Annotated in this window: 21 protein-coding genes and 1 tRNA gene; 10 read left to right on the forward strand and 12 right to left on the reverse strand. The window is 52.7% G+C overall.

Going from position 1 to position 24,995, the window contains the following annotated elements:
• Positions 1–27: 27 nt before the first annotated feature.
• Positions 28–924, forward strand: coding sequence for a sugar ABC transporter permease (locus BST81_RS13195; RefSeq protein WP_075598953.1), 897 nt, complete (start codon positions 28–30; stop codon positions 922–924).
• Positions 921–1,835, forward strand: coding sequence for an LD-carboxypeptidase (locus BST81_RS13200; RefSeq protein ID WP_075598954.1), 915 nt, complete (start codon positions 921–923; stop codon positions 1,833–1,835). Before BST81_RS13195 ends, BST81_RS13200 begins: the two co-directional genes overlap by 4 nt.
• Here BST81_RS13200 and BST81_RS13205 read toward each other — a convergent pair.
• Both BST81_RS13205 and BST81_RS13210 read right to left on the reverse strand, forming a co-directional pair.
• Positions 1,832–5,104: an ATP-binding protein gene (locus BST81_RS13205; protein WP_075598955.1), complete on the reverse strand. Its 3,273-nt coding sequence runs from the start codon at positions 5,102–5,104 to the stop codon at positions 1,832–1,834. The two genes, BST81_RS13200 and BST81_RS13205, sit on opposite strands and share 4 nt — an antisense overlap.
• Positions 5,105–5,257: 153 nt before the next feature.
• Complete coding sequence (locus BST81_RS13210) at positions 5,258–6,322, reverse strand: fatty acid desaturase (RefSeq protein ID WP_075598956.1); 1,065 nt, start codon at positions 6,320–6,322, stop codon at positions 5,258–5,260.
• A gap of 226 nt (positions 6,323–6,548) precedes the next feature.
• On the opposite strand from BST81_RS13210, the gene BST81_RS13215 reads away from it, so the two are divergent.
• The 5 genes from BST81_RS13215 (at position 6,549) to BST81_RS13235 (ending at position 14,448) form a co-directional block, all read left to right on the forward strand.
• Positions 6,549–7,874, forward strand: a complete 1,326-nt coding sequence (locus BST81_RS13215; RefSeq protein ID WP_143780331.1) for a TldD/PmbA family protein — start codon at positions 6,549–6,551, stop codon at positions 7,872–7,874.
• A gap of 225 nt (positions 7,875–8,099) precedes the next feature.
• The gene (locus BST81_RS13220) at positions 8,100–9,332 is read left to right on the forward strand and encodes a Ycf66 family protein (protein WP_075598958.1); all 1,233 of its coding nucleotides are present in this window, start codon (positions 8,100–8,102) and stop codon (positions 9,330–9,332) included.
• A gap of 331 nt (positions 9,333–9,663) precedes the next feature.
• Positions 9,664–12,534: a tetratricopeptide repeat protein gene (locus BST81_RS13225; RefSeq protein ID WP_075598959.1), complete on the forward strand. Its 2,871-nt coding sequence runs from the start codon at positions 9,664–9,666 to the stop codon at positions 12,532–12,534.
• A 475-nt stretch (positions 12,535–13,009) separates the two neighbouring features.
• Complete coding sequence (locus BST81_RS13230; RefSeq protein ID WP_075598960.1) at positions 13,010–13,396, forward strand: alr0857 family protein; 387 nt, start codon at positions 13,010–13,012, stop codon at positions 13,394–13,396.
• Between the two features lie 101 nt (positions 13,397–13,497).
• On the forward strand, positions 13,498–14,448 hold the full coding sequence (locus BST81_RS13235) for an SGNH/GDSL hydrolase family protein (protein ID WP_075598961.1): 951 nt from the start codon (positions 13,498–13,500) through the stop codon (positions 14,446–14,448).
• A gap of 40 nt (positions 14,449–14,488) precedes the next feature.
• Here the strand turns inward: BST81_RS13235 and BST81_RS13240 are convergent, their stop codons facing one another.
• The 4 genes from BST81_RS13240 to BST81_RS13255 form a co-directional block, all read right to left on the reverse strand.
• Entirely contained in the window at positions 14,489–15,556 is a 1,068-nt protein-coding gene (locus BST81_RS13240; RefSeq protein WP_075598962.1) for a Gfo/Idh/MocA family oxidoreductase, read from the reverse strand.
• A gap of 200 nt (positions 15,557–15,756) precedes the next feature.
• Complete coding sequence (locus BST81_RS13245) at positions 15,757–16,521, reverse strand: HAD family hydrolase (protein ID WP_075598963.1); 765 nt, start codon at positions 16,519–16,521, stop codon at positions 15,757–15,759.
• A 105-nt stretch (positions 16,522–16,626) separates the two neighbouring features.
• Positions 16,627–18,132: a hemolysin family protein gene (locus BST81_RS13250; RefSeq protein ID WP_083636847.1), complete on the reverse strand. Its 1,506-nt coding sequence runs from the start codon at positions 18,130–18,132 to the stop codon at positions 16,627–16,629.
• A 35-nt stretch (positions 18,133–18,167) separates the two neighbouring features.
• Positions 18,168–18,839, reverse strand: a complete 672-nt coding sequence (locus BST81_RS13255; protein ID WP_075598964.1) for a hypothetical protein — start codon at positions 18,837–18,839, stop codon at positions 18,168–18,170.
• A gap of 163 nt (positions 18,840–19,002) precedes the next feature.
• On the opposite strand from BST81_RS13255, the gene BST81_RS13260 reads away from it, so the two are divergent.
• A tRNA-Ile gene (locus tag BST81_RS13260) sits at positions 19,003–19,075 on the forward strand.
• A 63-nt stretch (positions 19,076–19,138) separates the two neighbouring features.
• Here the strand turns inward: BST81_RS13260 and BST81_RS13265 are convergent.
• Positions 19,139–19,585, reverse strand: coding sequence for a hypothetical protein (locus BST81_RS13265; protein WP_075598965.1), 447 nt, complete (start codon positions 19,583–19,585; stop codon positions 19,139–19,141).
• An 89-nt stretch (positions 19,586–19,674) separates the two neighbouring features.
• Here BST81_RS13265 and pyrE point away from each other — a divergent pair, with 89 nt between their 5' ends.
• Both pyrE and BST81_RS13275 read left to right on the forward strand, forming a co-directional pair.
• Entirely contained in the window at positions 19,675–20,307 is a 633-nt protein-coding gene (pyrE, locus tag BST81_RS13270) for an orotate phosphoribosyltransferase (protein ID WP_075598966.1), read from the forward strand.
• 36 nt (positions 20,308–20,343) lie between these two features.
• Positions 20,344–20,796: a secondary thiamine-phosphate synthase enzyme YjbQ gene (locus tag BST81_RS13275; protein ID WP_075598967.1), complete on the forward strand. Its 453-nt coding sequence runs from the start codon at positions 20,344–20,346 to the stop codon at positions 20,794–20,796.
• On the opposite strand, the gene BST81_RS13280 is transcribed toward BST81_RS13275, so the two are convergent.
• The 5 genes from BST81_RS13280 to gvpA form a co-directional block, all read right to left on the reverse strand.
• A complete protein-coding gene (locus tag BST81_RS13280; protein ID WP_075598968.1) occupies positions 20,793–20,987 on the reverse strand; it encodes a hypothetical protein in 195 nt (64 codons plus the stop codon). The genes BST81_RS13275 and BST81_RS13280 overlap by 4 nt on opposite strands.
• Positions 20,988–20,997: 10 nt before the next feature.
• Positions 20,998–21,495 (reverse strand): gas vesicle protein, encoded by a 498-nt coding sequence (locus tag BST81_RS13285; RefSeq protein WP_083636870.1) that lies wholly within the window; start codon positions 21,493–21,495, stop codon positions 20,998–21,000.
• A gap of 33 nt (positions 21,496–21,528) precedes the next feature.
• Positions 21,529–22,764 carry a gas vesicle protein GvpN gene (gvpN, locus tag BST81_RS13290; RefSeq protein ID WP_075598969.1) on the reverse strand — a complete coding sequence of 412 codons (1,236 nt, stop codon included), beginning with the start codon at positions 22,762–22,764 and terminating at the stop codon, positions 21,529–21,531.
• Positions 22,761–23,960 carry a hypothetical protein gene (locus tag BST81_RS13295; protein WP_075598970.1) on the reverse strand — a complete coding sequence of 400 codons (1,200 nt, stop codon included), beginning with the start codon at positions 23,958–23,960 and terminating at the stop codon, positions 22,761–22,763. Before BST81_RS13295 ends, gvpN begins: the two co-directional genes overlap by 4 nt.
• Before the next feature lie 177 nt (positions 23,961–24,137).
• Entirely contained in the window at positions 24,138–24,356 is a 219-nt protein-coding gene (gene gvpA, locus BST81_RS13300) for a gas vesicle structural protein GvpA (RefSeq protein WP_075598971.1), read from the reverse strand.
• Between the last annotated feature and the right edge of the window lie 639 nt (positions 24,357–24,995).

A 24,995-nucleotide genomic window follows, 5' to 3' on the forward strand; every position in this document is an offset into this window, starting at 1 on the left:
AGGTCCGTCGTATGCGGGACGATCGTCATGGAGACTGTGCAGAAAAAACCAGGAGCGCGGCTGAGCCAATATGCAGAAGTGGTAACAGGGTGGATCTTTTTGGCTCCTGCCCTGGCTCTGCTGATGGTGTTTACCCTGTGGCCGATCGCTAACCTGTTCTATCTCAGTTTTACCCAGGGCAGTTTCACCCGTGGGGGTGTCCATTGGGTGGGTCTACGTAACTACTGGCGACTCTTGCTCAGTCCAGACTTCTGGCAGGTGGTGGGGAATACGGTCTATTTCACGATCGGAACCGTTTTGCCTAGCCTGGTCATTCCTCTGGGATTGGCTCTCCTGCTGAATCGGACCTTCCTCCTGCGGGGATTATTCCGTACCGCCTACTTCATCCCTTCGATCACCTCCCTGGTGGCAGTAGGGCTAGGATTTCGCTGGTTATTTCAAACCGATGGTTGGGTTAATGCAGTTCTGGTTGGGTTTGGTGTGAATCCTATTCCCTGGCTGGGTAGTACAGTCTGGGCTATGCCGGTCTTAATCCTGCTGAGTGCCTGGAAGCAACTGGGTTTCAATATGGTCGTGTTTCTGGCTGGTTTACAAACGATTCCTGCCAGCCTCTACGAAGCCGCCATGATGGATGGGGCCGGGGTATGGCAGCGGTTCTGGCATATTACCCTCCCCGGTCTGCGGCCAACCCTGATCTTTGCCACAGTCACCACGACCATCTTTACCCTGCGGAGTTTTGAGCAGGTTTATGTGATTACGGGGGGAGGTCCCCTGAATGCGACCAATCTGCTGGTGTACTACATTTATGACCAGGCTTTTGCCCAGTTTGATTTTGGTTATGCGGCAGCAGCGGCAACTGGCTTACTGATCGTGGCGTTCCTCCTGGTCTATGTGCAACTGAAAACCAGCAACGAAGAACCATGAAGCCCTGTCACATTCCTGCTCCCTTACAACCGGGCGATCGATTGCATGTGGTGGCTCCCAGTGGTGCTCTGCGAGAACTGGAGGCATTTCACCGGGGGCTAGAGGTCTGGCGATCGCGGGGCTATTCGCTGATCTTGGGCTCTGGTCATGACGATCGCTGGGGCTACCTGGCTGGTAGCGATGAAAACCGTCGTCTGCAACTGCTGACGGCCCTGAAAGACCCGGATTGCCGGGGCATTCTCTGTGTCCGGGGTGGGTACGGGGGGATGCGTCTGTTGGAGGATTGGACCTGGCCAGAGATAGACCCGAAGTGGCTGATCGGGTTTTCCGATGTCACCAGTTTGCTCTGGAGTCTGAGTCAACAGGGCATTTCTGGCATTCATGGTCCCTTGCTGACGACCCTAGCCCAGGAACCGGATTGGTCCCAACAGCGGTTATTTGATTGGGTAGAAGGTCGAGGGTTGACGGAACCTCTGATCGGCCAGGGTTGGGGGGGCGGTCATGCAGAGGGGCTCCTGCTGCCTGCAAATCTGACTGTGGCCACCCATTTACTTCATACTCCCCTACAACCGGATTTGGCCGGGGTAATCCTGGCCCTGGAAGACGTAACAGAAGCCCCCTATCGCATCGATCGTTTGCTCACCCAATGGCGGTTGAGCGGAGCCTTACGCCAGGTTCAGGGAATTGCCCTGGGCCGCTTCAGCCATTGTCAGGCCCCAGCCCATATCCCCAGTTTCACCGTGGAGGAGGTGTTGCACGATCGCCTCTCCGATCTAGGGATTCCGATCGTCGCCGACCTGCCCTTCGGCCACGATGGTCCCAATGCAGCGTTGCCTGTCGGGGTGCCGGTGCGCCTGGATGGCGATCGGGGCACCCTGACAATTTCATTCCAGTCACTGGTTAAGGATTAGCTTGCCAGATCCGACTGGATGATCTTGAGGATTTCCTCAAACTCAAACTCATGGACCAGTTGCTGAATTCGTTGGGCAAAGGCATGGTATCGGGGGTCTAGCTGTTCAAGTCGATTCACTTCCTCTTTAACAGCCTGCTGATCCAGGATATAGGTCACAAATTGCAGCGTCACCAGTTCCTGCTGGGGTGGAACCACCCAGGGAGATGGCGAAGAGTTGCTGATCTGGGTTGTGACTGGAATAGGATCCTGGGTCGGAAGGGTGTCATATACCCAAACTAATTTCAGGTGATGTTGTAACTGGTCCAGCAAATCCTGCACCTGAACCGGACGGGGGAGAAAAGCATTGCATCCAGCTTCCTGGCTTTGCCGATGGACCACCTCAGCCACATCAGCCGAGCAGGCCAGGATCGGCATCGATCGCAGGTCAGGAGTCTGCCGTATCTGGCGGGCCAGGGTAAAGCCATCCATCACTGGCATGCGCAAATCCGTGATGATGAGATCGGGCTGCCAGACGATCGCAGTTTCAAAACCCTGCTGCCCATTTTCTGCCTCCATCAGGATGAAACCCAGCGGGTGCAGGAGGTGGCTGAAGACTTCCCGATTCTCCCAGCGATCGTCCACCACCAGAATCTTGCGGGTGTCGCCTTCGTACCCCACGACTCTCTGAGATGATGCGGACGTTCCTGGAAGACTGCTCTGACTGCCCAGGGGCAGATTGACTTCAAACCAGAAGGTGCTGCCCTGACCCAGGACACTTTCCACCTGGAGGTGGCTACCCATCATCTGCACAATCTCCTGACTGATAGACAGTCCCAGGCCCGTCCCCTCGGCCTGCTGGTGTAAACTTCCCACCTGTTCAAAGGGGAGGAAGATTTTGTTCAGATCTTCCGAACCGATACCAATACCGGTATCTTCCACCTGAAAGCGCAGTCGAACGATCGGCCCGATGCCCTCGTGATCCTCCGAAGTAGGGGCCACCGGGCTGACCGTAAAGGTCACCCCCCCGGAAGCAGTAAACTTAATCGCGTTACTTAATAGATTCATCAGCACCTGACGCAGGCGCTTTTCATCGGTATGAACCACTGCAGGCAGGGAAGTAGGGACCTGGAAGGAAAAGAACAGGTCTTTCTGGGTGGCTTTCAGATGCCCAATTTGCACCAGGCTATGGCATAAACGCTCAAGCTGCACTGGAGCAGGTTGAAGCTCCAGTTTTCTGGCTTCAATTTTAGCCAGATCGAGGATATCTCCGATCAGGGTCAGGAGATGGGAGCCACACTGATAAATCGTATTGAGGCCCTCTTTCTGTTTAGCAGTCAGGGTGGCATCCCGCTGCAAAATCTCAGCAAAGCCCAGAATGCCATTCAGGGGGGTACGCAATTCATGACTCATGTTGGTCAGAAAATCACTTTTGGCCTGATTGGCAGCATCTGCAACTGCTTTGGCAGTCTGGAGATCGGCCAGAGCCTGCAGGCGTTCCAGTTCTGCCGCTGCTCTGGCGGCAAAGATGCGCAGCAGGGTTTCGACATATTCCCGATTCGTCAGGGGTTGGCTGTTGAGCAGACTCAAAATTCCGATCGCCCTACCCTCCCCATTGTGCATGGCCACCCCCAGATAGCTCTCTGCCCGCAGTTCCCTTAACATGGAGGTATGGGGAAATAACTGCTGCATCTGACTGTTAGAGAAATAAAACCCCTGCTGCAGGGTCACTTCCCAGGGAGATTGGGGCAGGGGGTAAGAGATATTGGGCTGGACCTGACCATCAATACACAATCCCAGGGTGTCTAGTTGTTGACCAGACTGAGTCGCAATAAAAACATGCGATGCGTTCAGAACTAGGGCAATCTGCTGGGCCAGGACTGGGAAAAAAGCTTCACCTGTCACTGCAGCAGTCCCTTTCAGCAGACTCTGCAAGGCCCGCTCAGCCTGCTTACGATCGGTAATATTACGAACGATCAGCAGGGCTGTCTCTTGCTGACAGGGCACCACTCGAACTTCTTCATAATTAGGTCCGTCATTCAGGAGCATTTCCTGCTCCAAGACCTGGAGTTCTCCAGTGGTAATAGCCTGCTGAATGGCCTGATACTGTTGTTGGGCAATGGGCGCAGGCAGGAGATCGGCAAGCCTTGAATTAGGGAAGGGATAAAGAACTTTGACCTCCCGACCACCACTCAGACTGAGATACTGCCCCTCCTGTGACACGTGGACCAGCAAGTCGGGAATCGCCTGGACGATCGCCCGATTGGTAGCCTCGCTTTCCCGCAGGGCTTTTTCTACCCGTTTGCGATCGGTAATATCCCGGACAACCAGCAGAACCTCATCTCTGCCACAGGTCACCACCCGGACTTCCTCAGTTTGAATGTGGTCGTCTACTTCGATATCTTGTTCGTAGATTTGAATCTTGCCCGTTTCCAGAGCTTGATGGATGGCTTGCATGCGTCGTTTAGCCAGTACTGGGGGCAAACTCTCATCCACCCGGGTACCAATGAAATCTCCAGTTTCACCAATAACACGGAAGTTTTTGGTAGCAATAAAGTCCAGGTAGATCCCCTCCCGGTTGACCCGCATGACCAGATCAGGGAGGGCACTGAGGAGGGCAAGATTTTTGGCCTCACTTTCCTGCAGGGCGGCCTTAATCTGTTTAAGTTTAGCCGCCCCCTGCAGATTCTCCGGTTGGGTTAGGGCTGGGCTAGGTCCAGGGGTGAAGGGCTGGATTACCTCTTCCAGCCTCATCTCTAGGGTTTTAGATCGGGCTTCTAATTGCCGATACCGGTAGACATTTTCCAGACAAATAGCTGCCTGGGAGCAAAGCAGACAGAGCCCTTCGATCATCTGAGGGGAGGGTGTAAAGAGATCCTCCAGATACAGAACACCAAGCAGGTTGTCTGGATTGCCCATGGGCAGACCCAGCCGATTTCCAGGGCGATGCTGCTGCAGATATGGATCGGTAGTATCGGAGACAGGCATGGCTGCATCTTCCAGGAACAGGGGCTCTGCTTTGTGGATAACCGCCTGAATCAGAGTTGCGGGAAGATCTGGGCAGCTTTCTAAAAGTGTGGCTTGTAAGGTACAGGCTTGAGGGGTAGTGCAATGAATCCCGATCGTCCAGGTTTCTCCTTGCTTCAGGAAAATGGCTCCTTTCTGGGCTGCAGCATAATCCATCACCAAGTTCATGACCGTGGAAAGCAGGCCATCCAGTTGAGTTTCACGGGAGATTGCCTGGATTGCCTTAACTGCCGCTTCCCAGGCCAAAGTGATGGAACTGTCCATATTGTGAGAAACCAAGAAACCGTTGCTTGGGGATATCCACGGGATATGTCATGTTATGAATTGTACCCAGATTGGAAAAACCCCTGATGGTCGGGGAGACGATCAGGGGCCGATATAACTATTGGAACGTGGTACACCACATTCCTGCCGTTTTCAGATTAGTGTTTCACCTGGTTGATGAGATTCCGTCTCTTGGAAGGATTGGTAAGCTTTCTCAGGATGGTAGATATGGCACTTGGTCACAATATCTTTCATCAAGGCCCAGGAAAACTTGCGTTTCACCAGGTAACTATCCCAGTTGTGCTCGATCGATGCGTGGGCCAACCGTAAATTGTAGGAGGGGATGGCTACAGAGATGTGATGGGGAATATGCACATTAATGTCATGACAGAGGAGTTCTACCCAGCGGGGATAATCACAGTGAACCGTTCCGTGGAGTTGGGCCTCAAACTCATTCCAGGTCTCAACCGGACGGAACTGCACCTGAGTATCCGTATGATGAACCAGGGTGAAGGTGCTCATCCAGAAGTGGTACACCAGCCAGGGCAGCAGCCAGAACTTGACAAAGCCCCAGAGACCAGTGGTCAGAATCAGCGTGGGGAAGAAAATCGCTCCAAAGATGACGACAGCCGCGATCGAGACTTTGGCTTTGCCCCGATCCCGTTCCGCAAATTTAGAGGGTTGAAAGTGCACGGTTGCCCAGTGGGCAATCGACCCTAACCACCAGAATGGACCCCGCAGAGCCTGATAGAACAATTTCATGAAGGGATTAAGCCCGACATAAATTTCAGCGGTCCAGGGTTCCCAGGCATTATCCACATGCAACTTATTCGTGTGAATGTGGTGATGATCATGCTTGAGTCGCCAGCAATGAAATGGATAAATCAGGGGAAGCATCAAAATATGGCCGACCCAATCGTTAACCCAACGTTGCTTAGCAAACGATCGATGTCCACAGTCATGGGCAATGACGAAGAAACCGGTCAGGGCGGTGCCTGCAAAAATCCAGGCGAAGGGGAGAAGAAACCAGGGAGCGGCTGCAATCCCGATATATCCCAAGCAAACTGCCAAAACACTGAGCAGAACAGTAGTCCAGGCTTTTCTGGGACTTTTCTGAAAGCACTCCTGAGGGAGCGTTTTGATCACATCTTTCAGTTGAAAATCACTATCGACTGAAGGAATCGAAGCGTTTGCGAACTTTTCCGTCGTTGCAGTCATGTACTAAGGTCCAAATCTCCATGAAGGGATGAGTAGTCTTTGCCACACAAACCCATGGCAAATCCTGCCAGTCTCACCGAGGCAATGGCAGAGTAAACTTGCTGTACGCTTGTGTGAATACTTTGTGCTGTTCTTTACTTTCTGCTCTTAAAGTGGTAATGCCCGAAATCTACCGCATCAGAGCATTCATAAACTTTTACATTTATACCACGGAATTTGAATGGTTATGGTCCAACTGACATTCGATCGCCTTGCCACCACACTCCAATCAGCATGCCAGTCTGGAGAGCACTTTACCCTCAGATTGGCCAGTGAGCAGAGTCAGTTTACCCGCTTCAATCGGGCTAGGGTGCGTCAGACCGGTTGGGTGAATGATGGGAGCCTGACCCTGTATCTGATGCGAGAGGGTCGCACGGGTTTCCGGGAGTTCCCTTTTACTGGCAACTGGGAAATCGATTGGCCCCAGGTGGATGAAGCAATGGCACAACTCCGCCAGGAACTTCCTCAATTGCCCGTAGACCCCTATCAGGTTCTGCCCCTGGGCAAAACTAACAGTCAGGCCGTGCATCAAGGAAAGCTTCTGGCCCCTGATGCCGTGGTACCAACCCTATTGCCCTGGGTTGCCGATCTGGATTTCACCGGCATCTACGCTGCTGGGACCTTGATGCGGGGATATGCCGATTCTGCGGGACAGAAGCACTGGTTCTCGACGGATTCCTACAGCCTGGATTACTCCCTATTTACGCCAGAGGGTCAGGCTGTGAAGGGAACTCTGGCCGGAGGAGATTGGGATGGGGCTGCTTGTGAGGCCCGGTTGCAGGATTCCAGGGTCCAGCTCGCCTTACTCTCCCGATCGGTCCGATCGGTGGCGCGGGGGCAGTATCGTACTTACCTGGCACCGGCAGCCGTAGCCGATCTGGTGGGAATGCTCTCCTGGGGCGGAGTGAGCGAGGCGGCTCTGCAACAGGGCAGCAGTTGCCTGGGAATTTTGCGGCGGGGGGAGAAGCAATTGTCTCCCCTGTTTTACCTGGATGAGAACTTTGAGTCGGGGCTGGTACCCCGGTTCAATGAGTTTGGAGAAGTGGCTCCCCTGGAATTGTCCCTGATTGAGGCAGGGCAATTGAAGCAGACATTGATCAGTTCCCGGACGGCCCGGGAATATGGCCTGACGCCCAATGGGGCGGCTGGTGGGGAATGGTTACGATCGCCCCAGATCAGGCCGGGTCACCTGGCTCCTGACCAGATTCTGCCGACCCTGGGAACAGGGCTCTACGTCTCGAACCTGCATTATCTGAACTGGAGCGATCGGCCCACAGGGCGGATTACGGGAATGACGCGCTATGCCTGTTTCTGGGTGGAAGAGGGAGAGATGGTGGGGCCGATCGAGAATCTTCGGTTTGATGACAGCCTGTATCGGTTTTGGGGCGAAAACTTGCTGGCTTTGACCGATTACCAGGAATTCATCCCCAATATTGGCACCTATGGGAGCCGGGAAGCAGGAGGAGTTCAGGTTCCGGGGATGATTGTGGAGGGTCTGACTTATACGCTGTGACTGGGAAGTTCATCTTTTTGCAGGGGACCAGCCCCTTGCACCCCTGCTGGAGGACAACCCGCGTCCGACCAAACTGCTCTGCAAAATTTGACCGTTGCTGTGGGTAAAAACAGAACCTTTCTGGCAAAGCGTCTTTTAAGAATTTTGAACTTTGAACTTTAAATTTTTGAACCCCTTCAGGAGTAGATTTGTAGTAACTCAACTCTGCCAGGGAGCTTCAACCCTATGCTTGCCTACGTTCTGGCTTTAGCCGTTGGTTTTGGTAGCTTTGCCCTCTATATGGCTGCCTTCTTCTACCCGGAAGTTCACCGGAAGCAGGATTTTATCTGGAGTGGTGTAGGGCTGTTCTATGCCCTGGTGCTGTGGGTCTGTGCAGGCCAGATTAGAGGGGGCCTGCTGTTGGGACAAACAGCCAGTGTGGCACTTCTGGGCTGGTTGGGTTGGCAGACTCTGAAACTGCGCTGGGAACTGACGGCCCCAGAACAACGGACAGTGCCAGAACAGGGGTCTTTTGTGTTGCAGCTAGGCGATCGGGCCCAGTGGCTGGTGGCAACCCTGGCCGGGATTTTCTCAACCCGAAGCTCACCCTCCGCTGAAAAGCCCGTCGATTGGCGGCGAGAGGATTTCCTGCCGGAGCGTCCTGCAACCCAGGAACTGCCAACTCCAGTAGATGCCGTTCCCCTTGTGGAGGTACCGCCGGATGTGGCTCCGGCTGAGTCTGAACTGACAGAGGCTGAAGTGGATGCAGCCCTGGATGACCTGGGAGAACCAGGGGAGCCAGAGATGTTCTCGGAATCGACTCCCGCCGCTGCTGAGACTCCAGTCCCAGTCCCTACTTCCAGCCCCAAAATGGCAGCAACGGCCAGTCCCCTGGAAACCGCCAGGGAAATTCTGAACAGCCTGCGGTTAGGCGGCGTGCAGTTGTTCCGCAACTTGACCGGGCGCAAACCCAAGCGACCCACGATCGTTCTCGATCGCACCCCCTCTAGCTCGGCAGCCTCACCCACAGAGGATTGGGAGGAAGAACCAGAACTGGCCTCACCTGAAATAATTGCAACCCCTGTGGAACCAGCGGAGGATGTGGTTATCCTGATGGAGGAAAGCATCAGCGTCACGGTGGTTGAACTGGAAGCAGAATCAGTTAGCCCGCCTGCAGAATCAGTCAGCGCGGTTATCACGCCGGAAGTGACCGAACCCGAAGCCGATGAACCTGAAGCCATCAGTCCAGAGATGCCACCAGAAGTCTCCACTGTTGTCGTTGCACCGGAGACAAAACTGGAGAATCTGGATGTAGAAGCGGAAGCATCCGCTCCCGATCTCCCGGACCTTACAGGCCCCTCTCCCGATCTCCCAGAATTCCTGGAACTCTTCGGCCCCGATACCCCCGACCCAGGGGATACCCCAGAATCTCCTACATCCACAACAGAGGATTCCAAACCAGAAGAACCCACCCCATAGTGGAGGCATTGCCTGCAATGCTGCCATCCTTGCAACGCCCCTATTCCTGCATCTCAGATTCGAGCGTTGCAAGGAATGAGAATTAAATAACACCGATAAACTTCTGCTTGCCCTCACCCCCCTGCCCCCTCTCCCGCCGGGAGAGGGGGAGGGGTTGGGGGTTGGGGGTGAGGGCTGAAAATCTCGGAGTTATTAAATCCACGATCCAAGTAACACCTGGGCAAAAAATATGGGCTAAATGATTGACTTTTGTGATCAAATCCCCATATCTCAAGCAAGACAGGGAAAATGACAGGTAAAGGCAAGCAATTTCCTTCCAAATTTGATGCCTATGAATACCGTAGAAGAGTTGTTTAATCAGGGATTAGCCAGGGTTCAGAAAGGGGATTACGAAGGGGCAATTCAGGATCTGACCAGGGCGCTGGAACAGTCTCCCCGGTTTATTGGAGCCTATCTGAATCGTGGCAAAGTCTACCTGGAGTTGGGAGACTATCGGCAAGCCATAGCAGATTTCGACCAGGTACTCCATCTGAGTCCTAAGGTGGCGGAGGTGTACCTACATCGGGGGATGGCCCACGCTGAACTGGGAGATCAGAGCCAGTCTCTGCAGGATTTGGATATGGCCCTAAAACTGCAGCCCCGATCGGCATCCGTCTATGTGCAACGGGGGATCGTCCGATCGAAATTACGAGACAAAAAAGGAGCTCTAGAGGATTTTGATCAGGCCTTGCTCTTGAGTGAAAATTCTGTTCTGGCCTATGTGCAACGAGGGATCGTCCGATCGGAGTTGGGTGATTGGGCTGGGGCGATGGAAGACTTTAATCGGGCGATCATAATCAGCCCCAACTCAGTGCTGGCCTATGTGCAACGGGGGATTCTCCAGGCAGAACGGGGCAATCGGGAGGCAGCCATTCGTGATTTTGATCAAGCCCTGGAAATTAGCCCCAAGACGTTACTGGCTCGGGTACAGCGGGGAGCAGTGCGAGCAGAGTTGGGCGATCGGGTTGGAGCTCTGGAAGATTTCGATCAGGCCCTTCAGCTCAATCCTCACTCAGTTACACTCTATATCCAGCGGGGCATGGCGCGATCCATCCTCCAGGACAGGCCTGGAGCAATTGCGGATTTCCAGCAGGCACTCCAACTCAATCCCCATTCGGTGCAAGCCCATTTACAACTGGGGATGATTCGCGCCGAATTGGGTGATCAGCCTGGGGCAATTGCGTCCTTTAATCAGGTCCTGCAACTCAGTCCCCGATCGGTGTCGGCTTACATTCAGCGGGGAATTGTGCAGTCCAATTTGGGGGACAAGCAGGCTGCCCTGGAGGATTTTGACCGAGCAGTGCAACTGGACCCCCATGCTGCTGGGGCGTACCTGAATCGAGGGATGGTTCATATTGAACTGGGGAATGGGCAGGAAGCAATTGCAGATTTCGATCGGGTTCTGGAAATTGACCCCCAAAACGCCACGGCCTATCTGGATCGGAGTGCCGTGCGGTTTGAGCTGGGCGATCGGATCGGAGCCCTGGAGGATTTCAACCAGGCTCTGCAAATTTATCCCGATCGGGCAGCGGCCTATCTGCAACGGGGGGTTGTTCGGGCTGAACTGGGGGATAAGCGGGAAGCACTAGAGGACTTTAATCGGGTGTTGCGAGCCAATCATCACTCGGAGACAGCCTACCTGAAACGGGGCCAGGTCCGGGCCGAGTTGGGCGATCGCGAGGGGGCGATCGCAGATTTCAATCATGTGCTGGACCTTGACCCCCATTCAACGACGGCTTACCTCAATCGAGGGACGATTCGGGCACAGATGGGAGATGACCAGGGGGCGATCGCGGATCTCAATCATGTGCTAGACATTGATCCTCATTCGACCATGGCTTTGATCGAGAGCAGCGCCCTGCGGATTGAATTGGGGGACGAATCCGGAGCCCTGGAGGATTTCAACCAGGCCCTGCAAATTAACCCCAATCCAGCCGGAGCTTACCTCAATCGCGGGATTATCTTTCAGAAAATTGGAGATCGAGAGCGGGCAGCTCTGGATTTTGAACAGGCCCTGCAGAATAATCCCGAAACTGCCACAGCCCATCTTCACCTGGGGCTGCTTCATGCCGAGCAGGGAGCCCAGAAGATGGCGCTGGAGGATTTTGCCCAGGAATTGCAACTCAATCCCCATTCTGTTTCAGCCTATCTCCATCGGGGGCAGGTACGATTCGAACTGGGAGATGCGGAAGGCGCGATCGCTGACTTTGACCAGCTCTTGCAGTTCAGTCCCCACTCCGTCATGGCCTATCTCAGTCGGGGGATCGTGCGAATTGAATTGGGAGCCTTGCAGGGGGCCATTGACGACTTCGATCGGGTGATTCAAGTGAGTCCCCACTCTGCGGCTGCCTATCTGCAACGGGGACTGGCCAAAACCCGGCAGGGGGATGAAGAAGGAGCCGCCGCAGACTTCCAGCGGGTACTGAGATCGGAACCCAGCTCAGCCGAGGATTACTATATTCGAGGTCTGGCTCGGGCTCAACTGACTGACCAGAAGGGGGCTCTGGACGATCTGACCCATGCGCTGCAGATGAATCCCTGGTTGCTGGCCGCTGGGGTAGAGCGGGGCATCTTGCAGGCCCAACAGGCAGAACAGGTTCCGGAGGAGCAGTTCCTTTATCGGCAGGGGGCGATCGCGGATTTCGACTATGTGCTCCACCTGAACCCTAACCTGACCAAAGCCCATTTACATCGGGGGATTGTACGGACGCGCCAGGGGGATTTTACTGGCGCGATCGGAGATTTTAGCCATGCCATTCAGGTGAATCCCTGCCTGTTGTCCGCCTACCTCTACCGGAGTGCCGTCTCCCTCATTACTGGAGATGTAGCCATAGTGGCGGCAACCGACATGGAGCAGGCCCTGCGTCTCAATCCCAAACAGGCAGATCTCTGGTTGCAGCGGGGCCAGATACTGGCAGAATTGGGCTATCCCCAGATGGCGATCGCAGATTTCACAGCCATTCTCCAGGCAGATCCGACCCATGCCGATGCCTATCTGCAACGAGGCCAGGTCTATTCCGCTCGGGGCGATCTACCCCAGGCTCGACAGGACTGGCAAGAAGCAGCCCGTCTCCTGGAAGAACAGGGACGGTTGCGAGAGCTGACTCAGGTGGAGCAGTGGCTGGCCGGTTACTTTTCTGGGGATAACTGGGAAATGGATTAAAAAACTTGTAGTAGACAAAACAGTACTACACCCTGTAGTATTAATCTAATCCTGCAATTTCTTTCGAGGGGCAGATCTTCTAATGTTGGCTTTATTCCTCGCAATGCCACAACCCACAACCCATAACCGATTCGGTCACCATCCGATCGGCCCGGTTGTGTTGTCAGGTTTTGGGGGAACGCCTGTCTATTTTTGCGGTAATCCCGCCGTTACCGTCCAAATTGCTGGAAGCATTGAACAACAGAACCTGCGGAGATGGTTCAACAAAGATCGATTCAACAGGAGCGGGAGGTGCAGGCCCAGGCTTGCGCTCCCATAGGTCGAGAATAGCTCGCAACAGCTTTTCGCCCCCGCTCCTGAATCCAGAAGCGGGGGTTAGTTTTTGGAACCTGGATTTTGAAAGGTGGATTTAACCATGAGCACCCACCCACGCTGCATCACGCCTACTCCCTAACCTGAAGGAGACGCATAACCCATGCTGAAGCTGCAATACACCGAGAACAGCCTGTTCATGGAGCAGGTCACCCTCTCCCTGGAAGCCCTGATTGCCCAGCGCGTCATGCTGGCAGTCCGGTGCGGACAGTCCCTGCATGTGCAGCCAGGGCGGGCCTCTTTTCTGCTGCCGATCGGGGTTGAGGGGCTGACCCAACTGGAAGCTGCCCTGCAACTGGAGCAGAGCGGCCACATTAGCATTACCCCAGTGGATGCTGAGTATGTGGAGATCAGCCTGCAAGGGACCTGGATCGCTCAGTCTGCGGAGGCTGAAGAGGGTGCTTTTATCACGGCTGCCAGCGATCGTAGCGAGTTCTACATCTACAAGCTGTGGCAGGCAACCCAGGCTACAGTGTCCTACTTGGCCTGATGGTATAGCCCGTTAGGGACGTTGCCTGCAACGTCCCCACGGGTGACAAATTCATACAATGGGGAGGAATCCATACAACCCTGGGAACAGGTATCAAATTTGTGAAAATTGTATTAATCGCGATCGCACTGCTGCTCATCGCCACGGTGCTTGTGGAAGCGGGATTAAGGCTACTGTTCGGCTTTGGCAATCCCCTCATTTATATTGCCGACCCGCAGATCGGTTACCTGCTGGCTCCCAATCAGCGCGTGCGGCGGTTTGGCAATCGGATCGAAATTAATGCCTATTCCATGCGAAGCCCTCCAGTCAGCTTGCAAAAGGCTGCTGGAACAATGCGCGTCATGCTGCTAGGAGATTCAGTGGCAAATGGGGGATGGTGGACAGATCAGGCCGATACCATTTCAGAATTGTTGCGGCAGATGCTACAGGAAGGTCAGTCTTCAGCCAAGCAGGATGGCCCGATCGAAGTACTCAATGCATCTGCAAATTCCTGGGGACCTCGAAATCAACTGGCCTATGTGGAGCGGTTCGGCAGCTTCGCATCCCAGATGGTGGTCTTGATTATCAATACTGATGATTTATTTGCGACAGTTCCCAGTTCCCTGGCTGTAGGTCGGGATGTCAATTACCCCGATCGCAAACCCCGGCTGGCCATGGAAGAATTTCTGGGGCGCTACGTTTTTCGCCCCAAACCTGATCCAGCTCTGACATCGCTCCAGGAGGAAGCTGGTGATCGGGTAGGAAGCAACCTGATGGCGATTCAGACCCTGAAGCAACGGGTTAACCAGGCCGGAGGTCAACTTTTGCTGGTGATGACACCGCTGCTGAGAGAGGTGGAAGCACCAGGTCCCCGTGACTATGAGTTGAAGGCCCGCCAGCGTTTGCTAGACTTTACCCAGGCAGAGAACCTTCCCTACTTGGATATGCTGACTGTTTTTAAGTTAGAGCAAAATCCTGCGGGCCTCTATCGGGATCATATCCATCTGAGCCCTGAGGGGAATCGGGTTGTCAGCAATGGAATTTGCACCGCGATTTACCCCAGATTGCCGTAGAACAGAAAATCAAAAGGCGTTGCAGGCAACGCCCCCAAGATTACGCCATCATCACAGAATGGTTGAACTCTCGATCGTTGGATTGCCAGACGCGGCCATCTAGCGCCATTTGCTCAATTAAGCTGGCCAGACGGAGCGCTTTCAGGGCCTGTTCCCCACCCACAGAGGGCTGGCTCCCACCCCGCACACAACCGACGAAATGCTCCAATTCAGCATGGAGCGGCTCAATATTGCTAGTGGAGACCCGTTCAATCAGGCCGTCCTGACGATAGAGGACATGACCATAATCCGTGGTGCAGTTTGCCGTAATCTGACGGTGAATCAAAATCTCACTGTTCAGGAAGTTTGCTTCGGTCAAGCTATTTTTGCAATGGGCTGCAATCCGACGGATTTTTCGGTGCGTCACTTTACTGGATGTCAGGGTCGCAACAATTCCATTGGAGAACCCGAGAGTCGCAGTGACATAATCCAGATAGCCAGAATCAGAAGCCCGACTACCACTCGCCGTGAGCTTGACCACAGAACCACCCGCCAGTTCCAGGAGTAAGTCGATGTCGTGGATCATCAAATCCAGCACCACTGAAACATCATTCGCCCGATCGGAATACGGACTCATACGATGAGCTTCCAGGGCCAGAAGCTCCTCAGTTTTCAAGACTTTAATCAACTCTTGAAAGGCTGGGTTAAACCGCTCAATATGTCCGACCTGCAGGATACAACCTGACTCAGCCGCTGCATTAACCAGAGATTCTGCTTCACTGATACTGGCCGCGATCGGCTTTTCAATCAAAACATGGATGCCTGCTTGCAGACAGGTCATACCCACGGAATGGTGCAGTCTTGTCGGCACTGCAATGCAGACTGCATCTACATGCCGGAGTAAATCCCGATAATCCTCGAAATAGCGGACTCGATACTTACTAGCAGTATCCAGGCCCCGCTCGATATTGACATCCGAAACCCCGATCAATTCGACATCCTTCAACAGGCTCAGCACCCTGGTATGATGCTGGCCCATATTACCAACCCCAATTACCCCAACTCGAATGGGTTCAGGCAGATTTCGCTGCAAGTGGGTGTGTGCATGTACCCCCGACAGATTATCCACTCTTATTCTCCTCCTCCACCACCACAGGCTTAGGCTTCTTAGGTATTTGTGCTAACCGAAATCCATCCAGATACTATCACAGTGATCACGTATATGAAGAATTTCAAAGTTGAGATAAGTTCCTCAAAAGAGCGAACTCCTTCGGGTTATCCATGGACAATGGGCATGATCAGGGGGTCGAAGCGCATGGGTTATGGGCTTCAAGGACTGCGATAGAGATGGTGTAACAGATCCAGGTCTACATAGGTGGTCCATCCGACTTGGCCAGAGAGCACCGTAAAGGACTGGCCCAAATCCCCCAGATGATCAAGGACCAGAACTGCCCCTGAAAAATCATGGTCTTTGGTGTAATCGTTGATTGTAATCACAGTCTTTAGTCGGGCTTGCAAGGAGGATTGCAGGCCGTTGTAGGAATCCTCAAAGGCCAGACAATCTTCCGGCTTCAGGCGCATCTTGTCTAGGGCATAAAAATAAATATCGGGTGCCGGTTTTTTGGCTGGAACAATATCTCCTGCAGCAATGACCTCAAACCAGGAGGGACCATCAGGGGCCAGGGCATTTTCCAGTAAGGCGGTGACATTGGCAGGGGTGGTGGTTGTGGCGATCGCCAGCCGCATTCCCTGGGATTTGGCCTCTTCCAGCAAGCGTTTCACACCTGGGCGCAAGGGAATGCTTCCCTCTGCCAAAAGTTGAGTGTAATGCCGGGTTTTGGCCGCATGAAGTTGGGCAATCAGGTCTTTGATATTCGCCGGTTGTCTGTAGTCCGATCGGTATTTGTCCAGGTAATGTTGCATCCGCTCTTTACCACCGGTCACCTCCAGGAGCTTGCCATACAACTCTACAGACCAGTTCCAATCTAGTCCTGCTTCAGCAAAGGCACGATTGAAGGCAACCCGATGGCCATCCCGTTCCGTATCAGCGAGGGTTCCATCCACATCAAAGATTAATGCTTTCAGTTCAGGCATAGGAATTTGTTATCGATTACAGTGGTTTGAAAACAGTGCCGGGTACAGCGTCGTTCCACCGGATAGAACTGCCACGGTTCAGATTATGCGATTCTGGTGACAAGTTCAACCAGAGTCACTGGCAGACCGGGAAGGTTCTGGTGATGATGGGGCTGTTCCCTCCAGAGCAGGTCCCGCAGGAGAAGCATCAGTGGACTGAACTAATTGATGGATCTGAATCTGATGTAATCGCGGACCTTCTGCCGAAATCACGGTTAATTCCAGATCCCCATACTGAAACTTCTCTCCTGGGGTAGGAATTTTTTGCACTTGATACAGCAAGAACCCACCCAGGGTCTGGTATTCATCCTCGATCGGCAGATCGAGTTTCAAGACTTCGTTAACAGCCTCCAGATCCACCTGGGCCTGGACCAGAAACGTCCGTTCATCCAGAATTTGCACATCCTGTTCTTCTGTGCTTTCCGGAACATGGGTTTCGCCAATAATTTCGGCCACCAGATCCTTGAGGGTCACCAGACCTGCGGTGCCACCAAATTCATCCACCACGATCACCATCGCCTCCCCTGTCTGCTGCATCAGAGAAAGCAATTCATTCAGGGGCATGTGTTCTGGAACAAACTGAGCCGATCGAACCCAGGGTTGCAGGGGAGTTTCTGGAGTGAGTTGTCCCAGGGCCAGCGGTTCCGCCAGTTGCTTGAAATAAATAATGCCCTGAATGTCATCCAGGGATTCACCAATGACTGGATAGCGAGAATGGCCGGAATTGACCATTTCGTCCAGTAAGGTTTGGAAGGTTGCCTCATTATCAATGGCATCAATGCTGGTTCGGGGCACCATCACTTCCACGGCTGCCACGTCTCCAAACTCAAACACGTTTTGGAGCAGTTCCCGTTCCTCCGCCTCTAAGCCAGTCGATTCGGTAGAGGTGGAAATAATCAACTGGAGTTCTTCCGAAGTGACCTGGTTATACCAGCTCTGACCAGTATACTGAATCCCGATCAGACGCAAGAGCCAACGGGTGGACTGATTCAAAATCCAGATAAAGGGATGGAAGATTCTGGCAATGGCCAGACTGGGAGGCCCCAGGAAACGAGCCAGTTGTTCCGGGTAGAGGAGGGCGATCGCCTTGGGACAGAGTTCTCCCAGCACAATCTGCAGATAGGCGATCAGGATAAAGGCTGCTGGCACTGCCAGAGAATGGGAAAGCGCTTGCCGGGTTTCAGGTCGCAGTGGCAGTTGCCCAATCCAGGATTGAGTCACCACGGCCATGGTGGTTTCCCCAATCCACCCCAGGGCCAGACAGGATAGGGTAATTCCCAATTGAGCTGTGGAGAGGAGACGATCGATACTGCGCTGAAAGTCCTGAACTGTTTTGGCCTGAATATCCCCTGCACTGACTAGCTGATTGATCCGCGATCTCCGAACTGAAACGATGGAAAACTCAGCGGTTACGAACAGAGCATTGATAACAATCAAAAGTAAGACAGCAGCGAGACGAAACCCCACTTCTGGCCAGGTAATAGATACAGCCAGAGGAACCTGAGCAGGGAGTAGACTAATAGTATTCAAGCTGCCGCCCGAAACTGAGACGGGCAAAGGAGAGATATCCATCCAGGAACAATGCGATGCAGTAGCAATCTCAGACCTTACCTTACAACTGGAATCCCTGAAATCTGAAGCTGCAATTGCTGATTGGGATCATCTGTCAAGGCGATTGACAGCTTTGCAGTATTCTCCAGCGAAGCGGCAGAAATATTTATTGTCCCTGAAATTGCCTTACTCTGGGGAGACAGTTCTGTGGGTAAACCTTCGGTGTTGGCACTTAAAACTCGGCCCTGGTCATCCGTCACGCTCAGGGAACTGTAGAGAAGGCGAACGGGTTGTTCCCCATCATTCTGCAACTTTACATCCAGTTGCAAGGAATCGCCCCGCTGGCGCACAGAGGTGACCTCAAGGGTAACTCCCCGATCGGAACTGCTCAGGGGTAGACCTGCCTGGGAGTCTGACGCAGGTTTGTCGGGATTGACCTTCCCGGAGAGAGATTTGTTACGACTCCCATTCTCATCCGAGGTTTTATCACTCCCCTGAATCTGAGTTTTCACACTTTTGATGATGTCCTGCTCCTTGAGCAGAATAACTTCCTGGCGTCGGGGTAGGCTAGTCCTTCGCCCAGCCATGGTGTTGACAGGACGAATATCCGGTTGGGTGATACCTCGTAAGGCTTCCCGACCAATCGCAAAGCCATAAGCAGCGCTGATTACTCCAGCTCCACACATGAGCGTCAGTAATAGTAAGGTGAGTGCAACATTCAGATTCATTGAACGGATAGAGACTTGGTGAAATAAATATAGTCTAATCAGGATTTATAGTCTAATCAGGTTTTCTAGCACAAAATATCCGGAGCTGAATCCTCCTGCCAATCCAATTTATTCACGACATGGGTAGGCAGGCTAAAAAATTATCGGTACAATAGAATGCTGACCAGGGTTGGCCGAGCGGTTGAGGCAGCGAACTCATAATTCGCGATAGGCAGGTTCGACCCCTGCACCCTGGATCTAACAGCCCTGCAGGGCCATGAAAAAACAAGTCCCTGCAGGCAAGAGGGTTTTATTCTGAATTACCGCATCGGCAATCTTTCGTAAACCAGCTCACTGGTCATGATGCGGTTGTTGATGTTTGTCCCGGTTAGCAGAGAACTGTTAAATGGATTGTTCAAATCAGGAGTTCGAATGATCGGGGTTGTGGAAACCTGCTGATTCATGAGATCCCGGTAGAGAATCTCAAACAATTTCCCATCGGTGGCCAATTCATTTTCAGCAAACGTCCCATCAACTAACGTGCCAAATCCAAATAGAAAATCAGTTTGCCGTTCCAATGTACGATTCTCGAAATAATTTCTTGACTTTCCAGTCATAATACGATCGACTGCATCTGGAACAGTTTCAAACCGGACCTGCCGTGAGCCAGTTCGATCCAGTTGTTGAGCATTTGCGCTCGAAGTAACTGCTAGAACAGAAACGGTAAGGAGTAAACTACCCAGTAGACTTCTAGACCCCACACGCATAGACTTTATCCCTCAATTTTGCTAAATCCTAACTCAACTTTTAGAAGTCGGATCCCTAACTGACAAATTTTGTTTACAAGTTCCACCCTATGGCAGAAAAATATCTAACCAATGATGACGCAACAGACTCTTTTGTAAGTCTTGAACTTCCTTTTTTAAGGCAAAAACTTCTAGATTTATTCTGTCAGGTTGCCTATCGGGAAGGTGATTTTGTTCTTTCGTCGGGGCAACCCAGTTCTTACTACATCAACGGGAAGCAAGTAACTCTGCATCCACAGGGGGCCGTGGCTGTGGGTAGAATCCTTTTGCCCCTTCTAACATCTGACACAGTAGCTGTGGCAGGCTTGACCCTGGGGGCTGATCCGATCGTCACAGCAGTGAGTGTGGTAGCGGCTTATGCGGGACGCTCCATCACGGCCCTGATTGTTCGCAAAGAAGCCAAAGGTCATGGAACGCAAGCCTTTATTGAAGGGCCAACCTTGCCCCCAGCAAGTCCTGTCGTGGTGCTGGAAGATGTGGTCACCACCGGACAATCGGCTCTCAAGGCCGTCGATCGTCTCCGACAGGCTGGCTACAGGGTTAACCAGATTATTGCCCTGGTCGATCGTCAACAGGGGGGGGCTGAACTGTATCAGCAGATGGGACTGGATTTCCAAACGGTCTACTCCATTACTGAAATTCAAATCCGCTGGCGAGAATTATTCCCTTCTCCTGCCCCCTAACCTAGCAGACCCGATCAACTACGCTTCCTGATACCCATGAAGATTGTCCATCAGACCCTGGAACTACAAACAGAACCGGGGATCAGCATTCACAACATTACCCCAGCCATTCAGGATCTGATCACTGCATCCTCAATCCAGAATGGTCAGGCCCTCATTTTTTCCCGCCACACCACAACGGCCCTCACGATTAATGAAAACGAGGAGAGGCTTTTGGAGGATCTGAAAGTTTTCCTCCGCAAGCTAGCCCCAGAAACCGATCGCTATCTGCACAACGATCTGCATTTGCGGGTTGTCCCACCTGATGAGCCCGAAAATGCCCATGCTCACCTCATGGCCATGCTTCTCAGCACCAGTGAAGTGATCCCGATTATCAACGGTAAGCTGGCCCTGGGAACCTGGCAATCTATTTTGCTCTGTGATCTGGATGGCCCCCGTCAAAGGACAGTCCTTTGCCAGATCAGTGGAGTTTTGGTGAGCGATCGCTAATCTTCAGAAGCTGCCCTGCTGCGGCGAATCCAGACCATATAAACCAGGACTCCCACTTGAACGGGGAGCAAGACCAGATACTGCTTCAGGATGAAGTTAACATCCAGGATGGAGAAGCTACCCAGGTAGCCTGCACCCAAGAGGGCCAGCCCGGTCAAGTAAACCAATTTCTTAGAATTGCGGTATGTCATAGTATCGATCCTACAGCTCATCCATCAGTGCGTCGAGGGTTAGGGACTGATCCGGGTCCGATCGAGGGAAATCCTGCCCAGCGGAGCCCGCCTGAAGGTCCGGTTGTCTGGCCTCAGAAACAGGTAAAGGGGCAGCCGAAGCCTCTTCTGGCAAAGCATTCCGCAGCGATTTCAGCTCTGCCTCCAGGCTTTGAATGCGCTCCTGGAGTTGCTGGATTTCGTTGGCAGAACCATGGTTCAGCAGAGCCTGAGCTCGGGTATTGAGATAGGGATCGTTTTCCCACCAATTGATCCCAATTTCCCTGGCCTTATCCACGGAAGAAATCAGAAGTCGAATCCGAATGCTCAGGAGTTCAGTGGACCCAACCGTAATCGAGATGTCCCCAGCAATCACAATTCCCTTGTCCAGAACCCGCTCCAGCACATCTGCCAGACTGGAACCTGTGGTAGATGTCGCAATAGCCCGATTGCCGGGTGTTGATGATCGTGCCTGTGGACCGGTAGTCACAGCCCAGTACCCCTGTAAAGGAAATGAAGCCAACTAGCGGATTTTTCGGTAGAAGTCGCCACGCTGTTTAAGGATGCCCTTTTTCACCAGAGATTGGAGAGCATTAACCGTCTGAAATCGATCTAACCCCAGGGCAGTCTCAACTTCAGAAACCCGAGCACTTTGAGACTGCCCCAGATAGGTATACACCTGTTGTTCCTGGGTTGAGAGGGGATCAGGGGTTGACTCCAGCTCGGCTGAGGGCTGGGATGGAACCAATGCCTGATCGGGTTGATCCAGATCAGCAATAATTTCACCTGTTTCGATAGCTGAGGCGACCTCTTCTTCAAGTCCGTCCTCCAGCTTAGCGGACGGCAGGTCAATTTGCGCTTTTGCTGCAGGATGAAGAGAACAAAACTCATCCAACAATTTCCAGAGAAGTGTCGTGGCTTCCTGGACCGGTAGGCTGGTCCGAGCCAGCAAGACATCGCTACAGACATCTCGAAACTCCAGGTTGTCTGGCCCAATCGGGATCTGGTGCTCCAGGCAAACTTTACCAATGATCAGGGCAGGCCGCAGCCCGGATGCTTTTTCTGTTGCAGTACAGGCCCGAAATTCCCGGATTAGACGGACGATGAGTAAAGCCCCTTCCCGATCGAGCCCTACTTTTTGCACCAAAATTTCTTGCTGCGTTAATTCATCCGGTTCTGGCATGGCCATCGTGACCAGTCGGTCTAACAACGCATCCTGGGTAGCATGGACCCCGTAATATTCCTCTGGGTTAGAGGTGAAAATGGCCCGAAACTGAGGATGAACCCGAATGTACTCTGACTTATTACTAGTGGGGGGAAGCACCAGCAGTTTTTCCTCTAAAGCGGACAGCAGCACATTATTGACTTCAGGGCGCGATCGATTGAATTCGTCATAGACCAGGGTGAACCCTTCTTTGCAAGCCAGAGTCAAGCGAGAATCGACCCAGTTCTGGCGCAGCTCATCCTCTACCTTCACCACACTATGGATAAAGTTATCCACCACTTTCTTGCGGGTATAACCAGACTGGTTGCCGATCAGGTCAGAGGTCTTGAATTCATCATCCCCAAAAACCAGCATAATAGGCCGACCCAACAGATCGGCCAGGTGTAAGGCTAGAGTCGTTTTACCTGTTCCTGCCGGTCCCCGCAAATGGACTGAATAGCCCGATTGAAGATAGCGCAGCGCTCTGACGGAGAGGCGTTCAACAGCGGGAGTGCTGACAAATCGACGGGAACGAGCTTGCAGGATAGTCGTCACTGGCTATTGACCTCGTTAATGTAATAGATGCGATCGCGCTGCACGACCAATCCCTTCTTCACCAGAGACCGCAGCCCATCCACGGCCTGAAAGCGATTAATCCCTAATGCCGATTCTAACTCAACCAGTCGGGATCCATGGCTGTTCTCAATTTGGTAATAAATCTGCTTCTCGATATCCGATTGATCGGTGTTGGCGGGTTCCATGCCCTGAGGAAATTGGGTTTTCGGCGCTGGGGGAGGTGCTGGCGGCTCAGCCTTCCCGGCAGTCCCCTGAGAGGCCACCGTCGTTGGCGGTACAGGATTGGCGGCTGGTTGTTGCGCTACAGGCTTGGGAGGGGGTGTAACCTGGCTGGTTATGGGGGAAGGAATCTGCAGATCGGCATCTGAGCCGCCCCAGACCTGTTGTTTGAGGGTACTCCGGTATTGTTTAACGTCAGCCCGAAAATTGGCCAATGTTTGAAACAGACTCTCAACCTCAGTCAGTCGTTCTGCCCGGCTTTCAGCCAGGCGCTCCCCCATTTCCTGCGCCCGCTCTTCCCGAAAAAGTTCCAGTTCCGCCAGGGTATTACGGACATCTAGCCGCAACTTTTTCATAAACTGGGTCAGTTGTTCCAGCACCTCTACCCGCATGATGGCCCGTTGTTGGGCATTTGCTATCATCTGGGTTTGGGTTTCAACCTGGAGCAATTGAACGTCTGTCTTGATTTCCTGAAGTTTCTGCTGATGGTTTTGCTGGAGGGCCTCAACCGTCTCCTGGAGAGAAGTATAGAACTGCTGTAAGTCCTGAGAGAGGTGTTGAGCCATCAACTCTCGTTTGACGGATGTGAGCTGCAGAAACTGCTGTGTTTGTTGTTGGATTGCAGCACTGAAGTCATCGAGTTGGGTAAACAGCGCGCTAGCCTGAGTCAGGCGATCGCAGCGACTATCCATCAAAAAATCCTGGATCTGCTGCTGTCGTTCCAGGCGGGCCTGGTGCAAAGCAACCTGATAAACGGCGCTGTCTCCCCGGCGCACCTCATCCGTCTTGATGAGCTGGTCATGAAATGTGGTGAGCGATTGCCTCAGGTTGGTGGCCTGATGCTGCAACTGCTCACGAATTTCGCCCAGAGAGTCGGCCACCTGCCGACGGCGTTGTTGAACTTCCTGTTGTCGTTGCTGTCTCTGCTTTTGCCATTCATCTCTTAAAGCAGCCATGCAAATCTCCTGTTCTACGAAAGATTGGAGGTGGAGGGAGTGTTTCCCCCACCTCCCGCTGAAGTCAGTTATTAATTGATCGGTATTAATGAAGTACGGGGCACAGGAAGACCGCACCCAATATTCAGCATGTCTCAATTAACCTTGGTTAAGGGATAGCTTCGCTTAAGGAATTGCTTATGCGGATGGAACGGCAGCCTGGGCAGTCAGACCCACGGCCTCAGCGTATTTCAGGTAAGTTTCGACGGAAGCGATCACAATACGAGCTTCCACGGCCAGTAATTCAATCCCTACGAGAGAAACACGAACCCAGGCATCTATGACAATACCTTTATCCAGAATCCGATCGACGACTTCGGCGAGACTGGAGGAAGAGTTTACTTTTTCGACAGCCATGATTTGATCCTCTTAAGTCAAGAACTTACGTAACTTTAGAAAGTGTACAGAATAACTGATATCAACTCCTCGAATAATCCACAGGAGTTTAGAACTTCTCTGCGAAAATACAGTTGACTACACCCTAAGAATTGATTTGCAGACCTCAAGTCAATAATCTTTGGCACAACAGTTAGCCCGAATTCAAGGGAATTTCAGGGAAAGAATGAAAGATTAACCATTCTGTCAAAACCTGTCTGAGCTTCTCACGCCCGCCTTTAATTACGACTCCGACTATTGGCCATTTAACTCGCTTCAAAGCAGTGAAAGACACCTTATTTCGGAGTAAAGCTCAATCAGCTTTCACGTTCAAAAACTAGAATAGAGGCTCAATTCAGGGAGAGTGTCCGCGTAAACACTGAACTTAATTTCCTACTGCGATCGAGCCTCAGTAAATAAATGGACGGCTTTTCCGAGTTCGATCCTGCTGCGACGAGTTTTGAAAATGATGATTTAGAGCCCGTCATCTTCCCAGAATTTGTAAACAAGGTTTTAGTTTTTCACCTTTTCTTTAAACTTATGTCCCTAAATGCCATCTAAATCGCAGATTCAGTATAAGCACTTGATATTTCTTTGAGGGCATGGTTCAGAAGCTTCTGG

This window comes from Leptolyngbya sp. 'hensonii' (genome assembly GCF_001939115.1).
In the GTDB taxonomy this organism is placed as follows: domain Bacteria; phylum Cyanobacteriota; class Cyanobacteriia.

Excerpts from the sequence above, each read along its gene's own strand:
- BST81_RS13195 (WP_075598953.1), top strand. The coding sequence starts at position 28 with ATGGAGACTGTGCAGAAAAAACCAGGAGCGCGGCTGAGCCAATATGCA.
- BST81_RS13200 (WP_075598954.1), top strand. The coding sequence starts at position 921 with ATGAAGCCCTGTCACATTCCTGCTCCCTTACAACCGGGCGATCGATTG.
- BST81_RS13205 (WP_075598955.1), bottom strand. The coding sequence starts at position 5,104 with ATGGACAGTTCCATCACTTTGGCCTGGGAAGCGGCAGTTAAGGCAATC.
- BST81_RS13210 (WP_075598956.1), bottom strand. The coding sequence starts at position 6,322 with ATGACTGCAACGACGGAAAAGTTCGCAAACGCTTCGATTCCTTCAGTC.
- BST81_RS13215 (WP_143780331.1), top strand. The coding sequence starts at position 6,549 with ATGGTCCAACTGACATTCGATCGCCTTGCCACCACACTCCAATCAGCA.
- BST81_RS13220 (WP_075598958.1), top strand. The coding sequence starts at position 8,100 with ATGCTTGCCTACGTTCTGGCTTTAGCCGTTGGTTTTGGTAGCTTTGCC.
- BST81_RS13225 (WP_075598959.1), top strand. The coding sequence starts at position 9,664 with ATGAATACCGTAGAAGAGTTGTTTAATCAGGGATTAGCCAGGGTTCAG.
- BST81_RS13230 (WP_075598960.1), top strand. The coding sequence starts at position 13,010 with ATGCTGAAGCTGCAATACACCGAGAACAGCCTGTTCATGGAGCAGGTC.
- BST81_RS13245 (WP_075598963.1), bottom strand. The coding sequence starts at position 16,521 with ATGCCTGAACTGAAAGCATTAATCTTTGATGTGGATGGAACCCTCGCT.
- BST81_RS13250 (WP_083636847.1), bottom strand. The coding sequence starts at position 18,132 with ATGGATATCTCTCCTTTGCCCGTCTCAGTTTCGGGCGGCAGCTTGAAT.
- BST81_RS13255 (WP_075598964.1), bottom strand. The coding sequence starts at position 18,839 with ATGAATCTGAATGTTGCACTCACCTTACTATTACTGACGCTCATGTGT.
- BST81_RS13265 (WP_075598965.1), bottom strand. The coding sequence starts at position 19,585 with ATGCGTGTGGGGTCTAGAAGTCTACTGGGTAGTTTACTCCTTACCGTT.
- pyrE (WP_075598966.1), top strand. The coding sequence starts at position 19,675 with ATGGCAGAAAAATATCTAACCAATGATGACGCAACAGACTCTTTTGTA.
- BST81_RS13275 (WP_075598967.1), top strand. The coding sequence starts at position 20,344 with ATGAAGATTGTCCATCAGACCCTGGAACTACAAACAGAACCGGGGATC.
- BST81_RS13280 (WP_075598968.1), bottom strand. The coding sequence starts at position 20,987 with ATGACATACCGCAATTCTAAGAAATTGGTTTACTTGACCGGGCTGGCC.
- BST81_RS13295 (WP_075598970.1), bottom strand. The coding sequence starts at position 23,960 with ATGGCTGCTTTAAGAGATGAATGGCAAAAGCAGAGACAGCAACGACAA.
- gvpA (WP_075598971.1), bottom strand. The coding sequence starts at position 24,356 with ATGGCTGTCGAAAAAGTAAACTCTTCCTCCAGTCTCGCCGAAGTCGTC.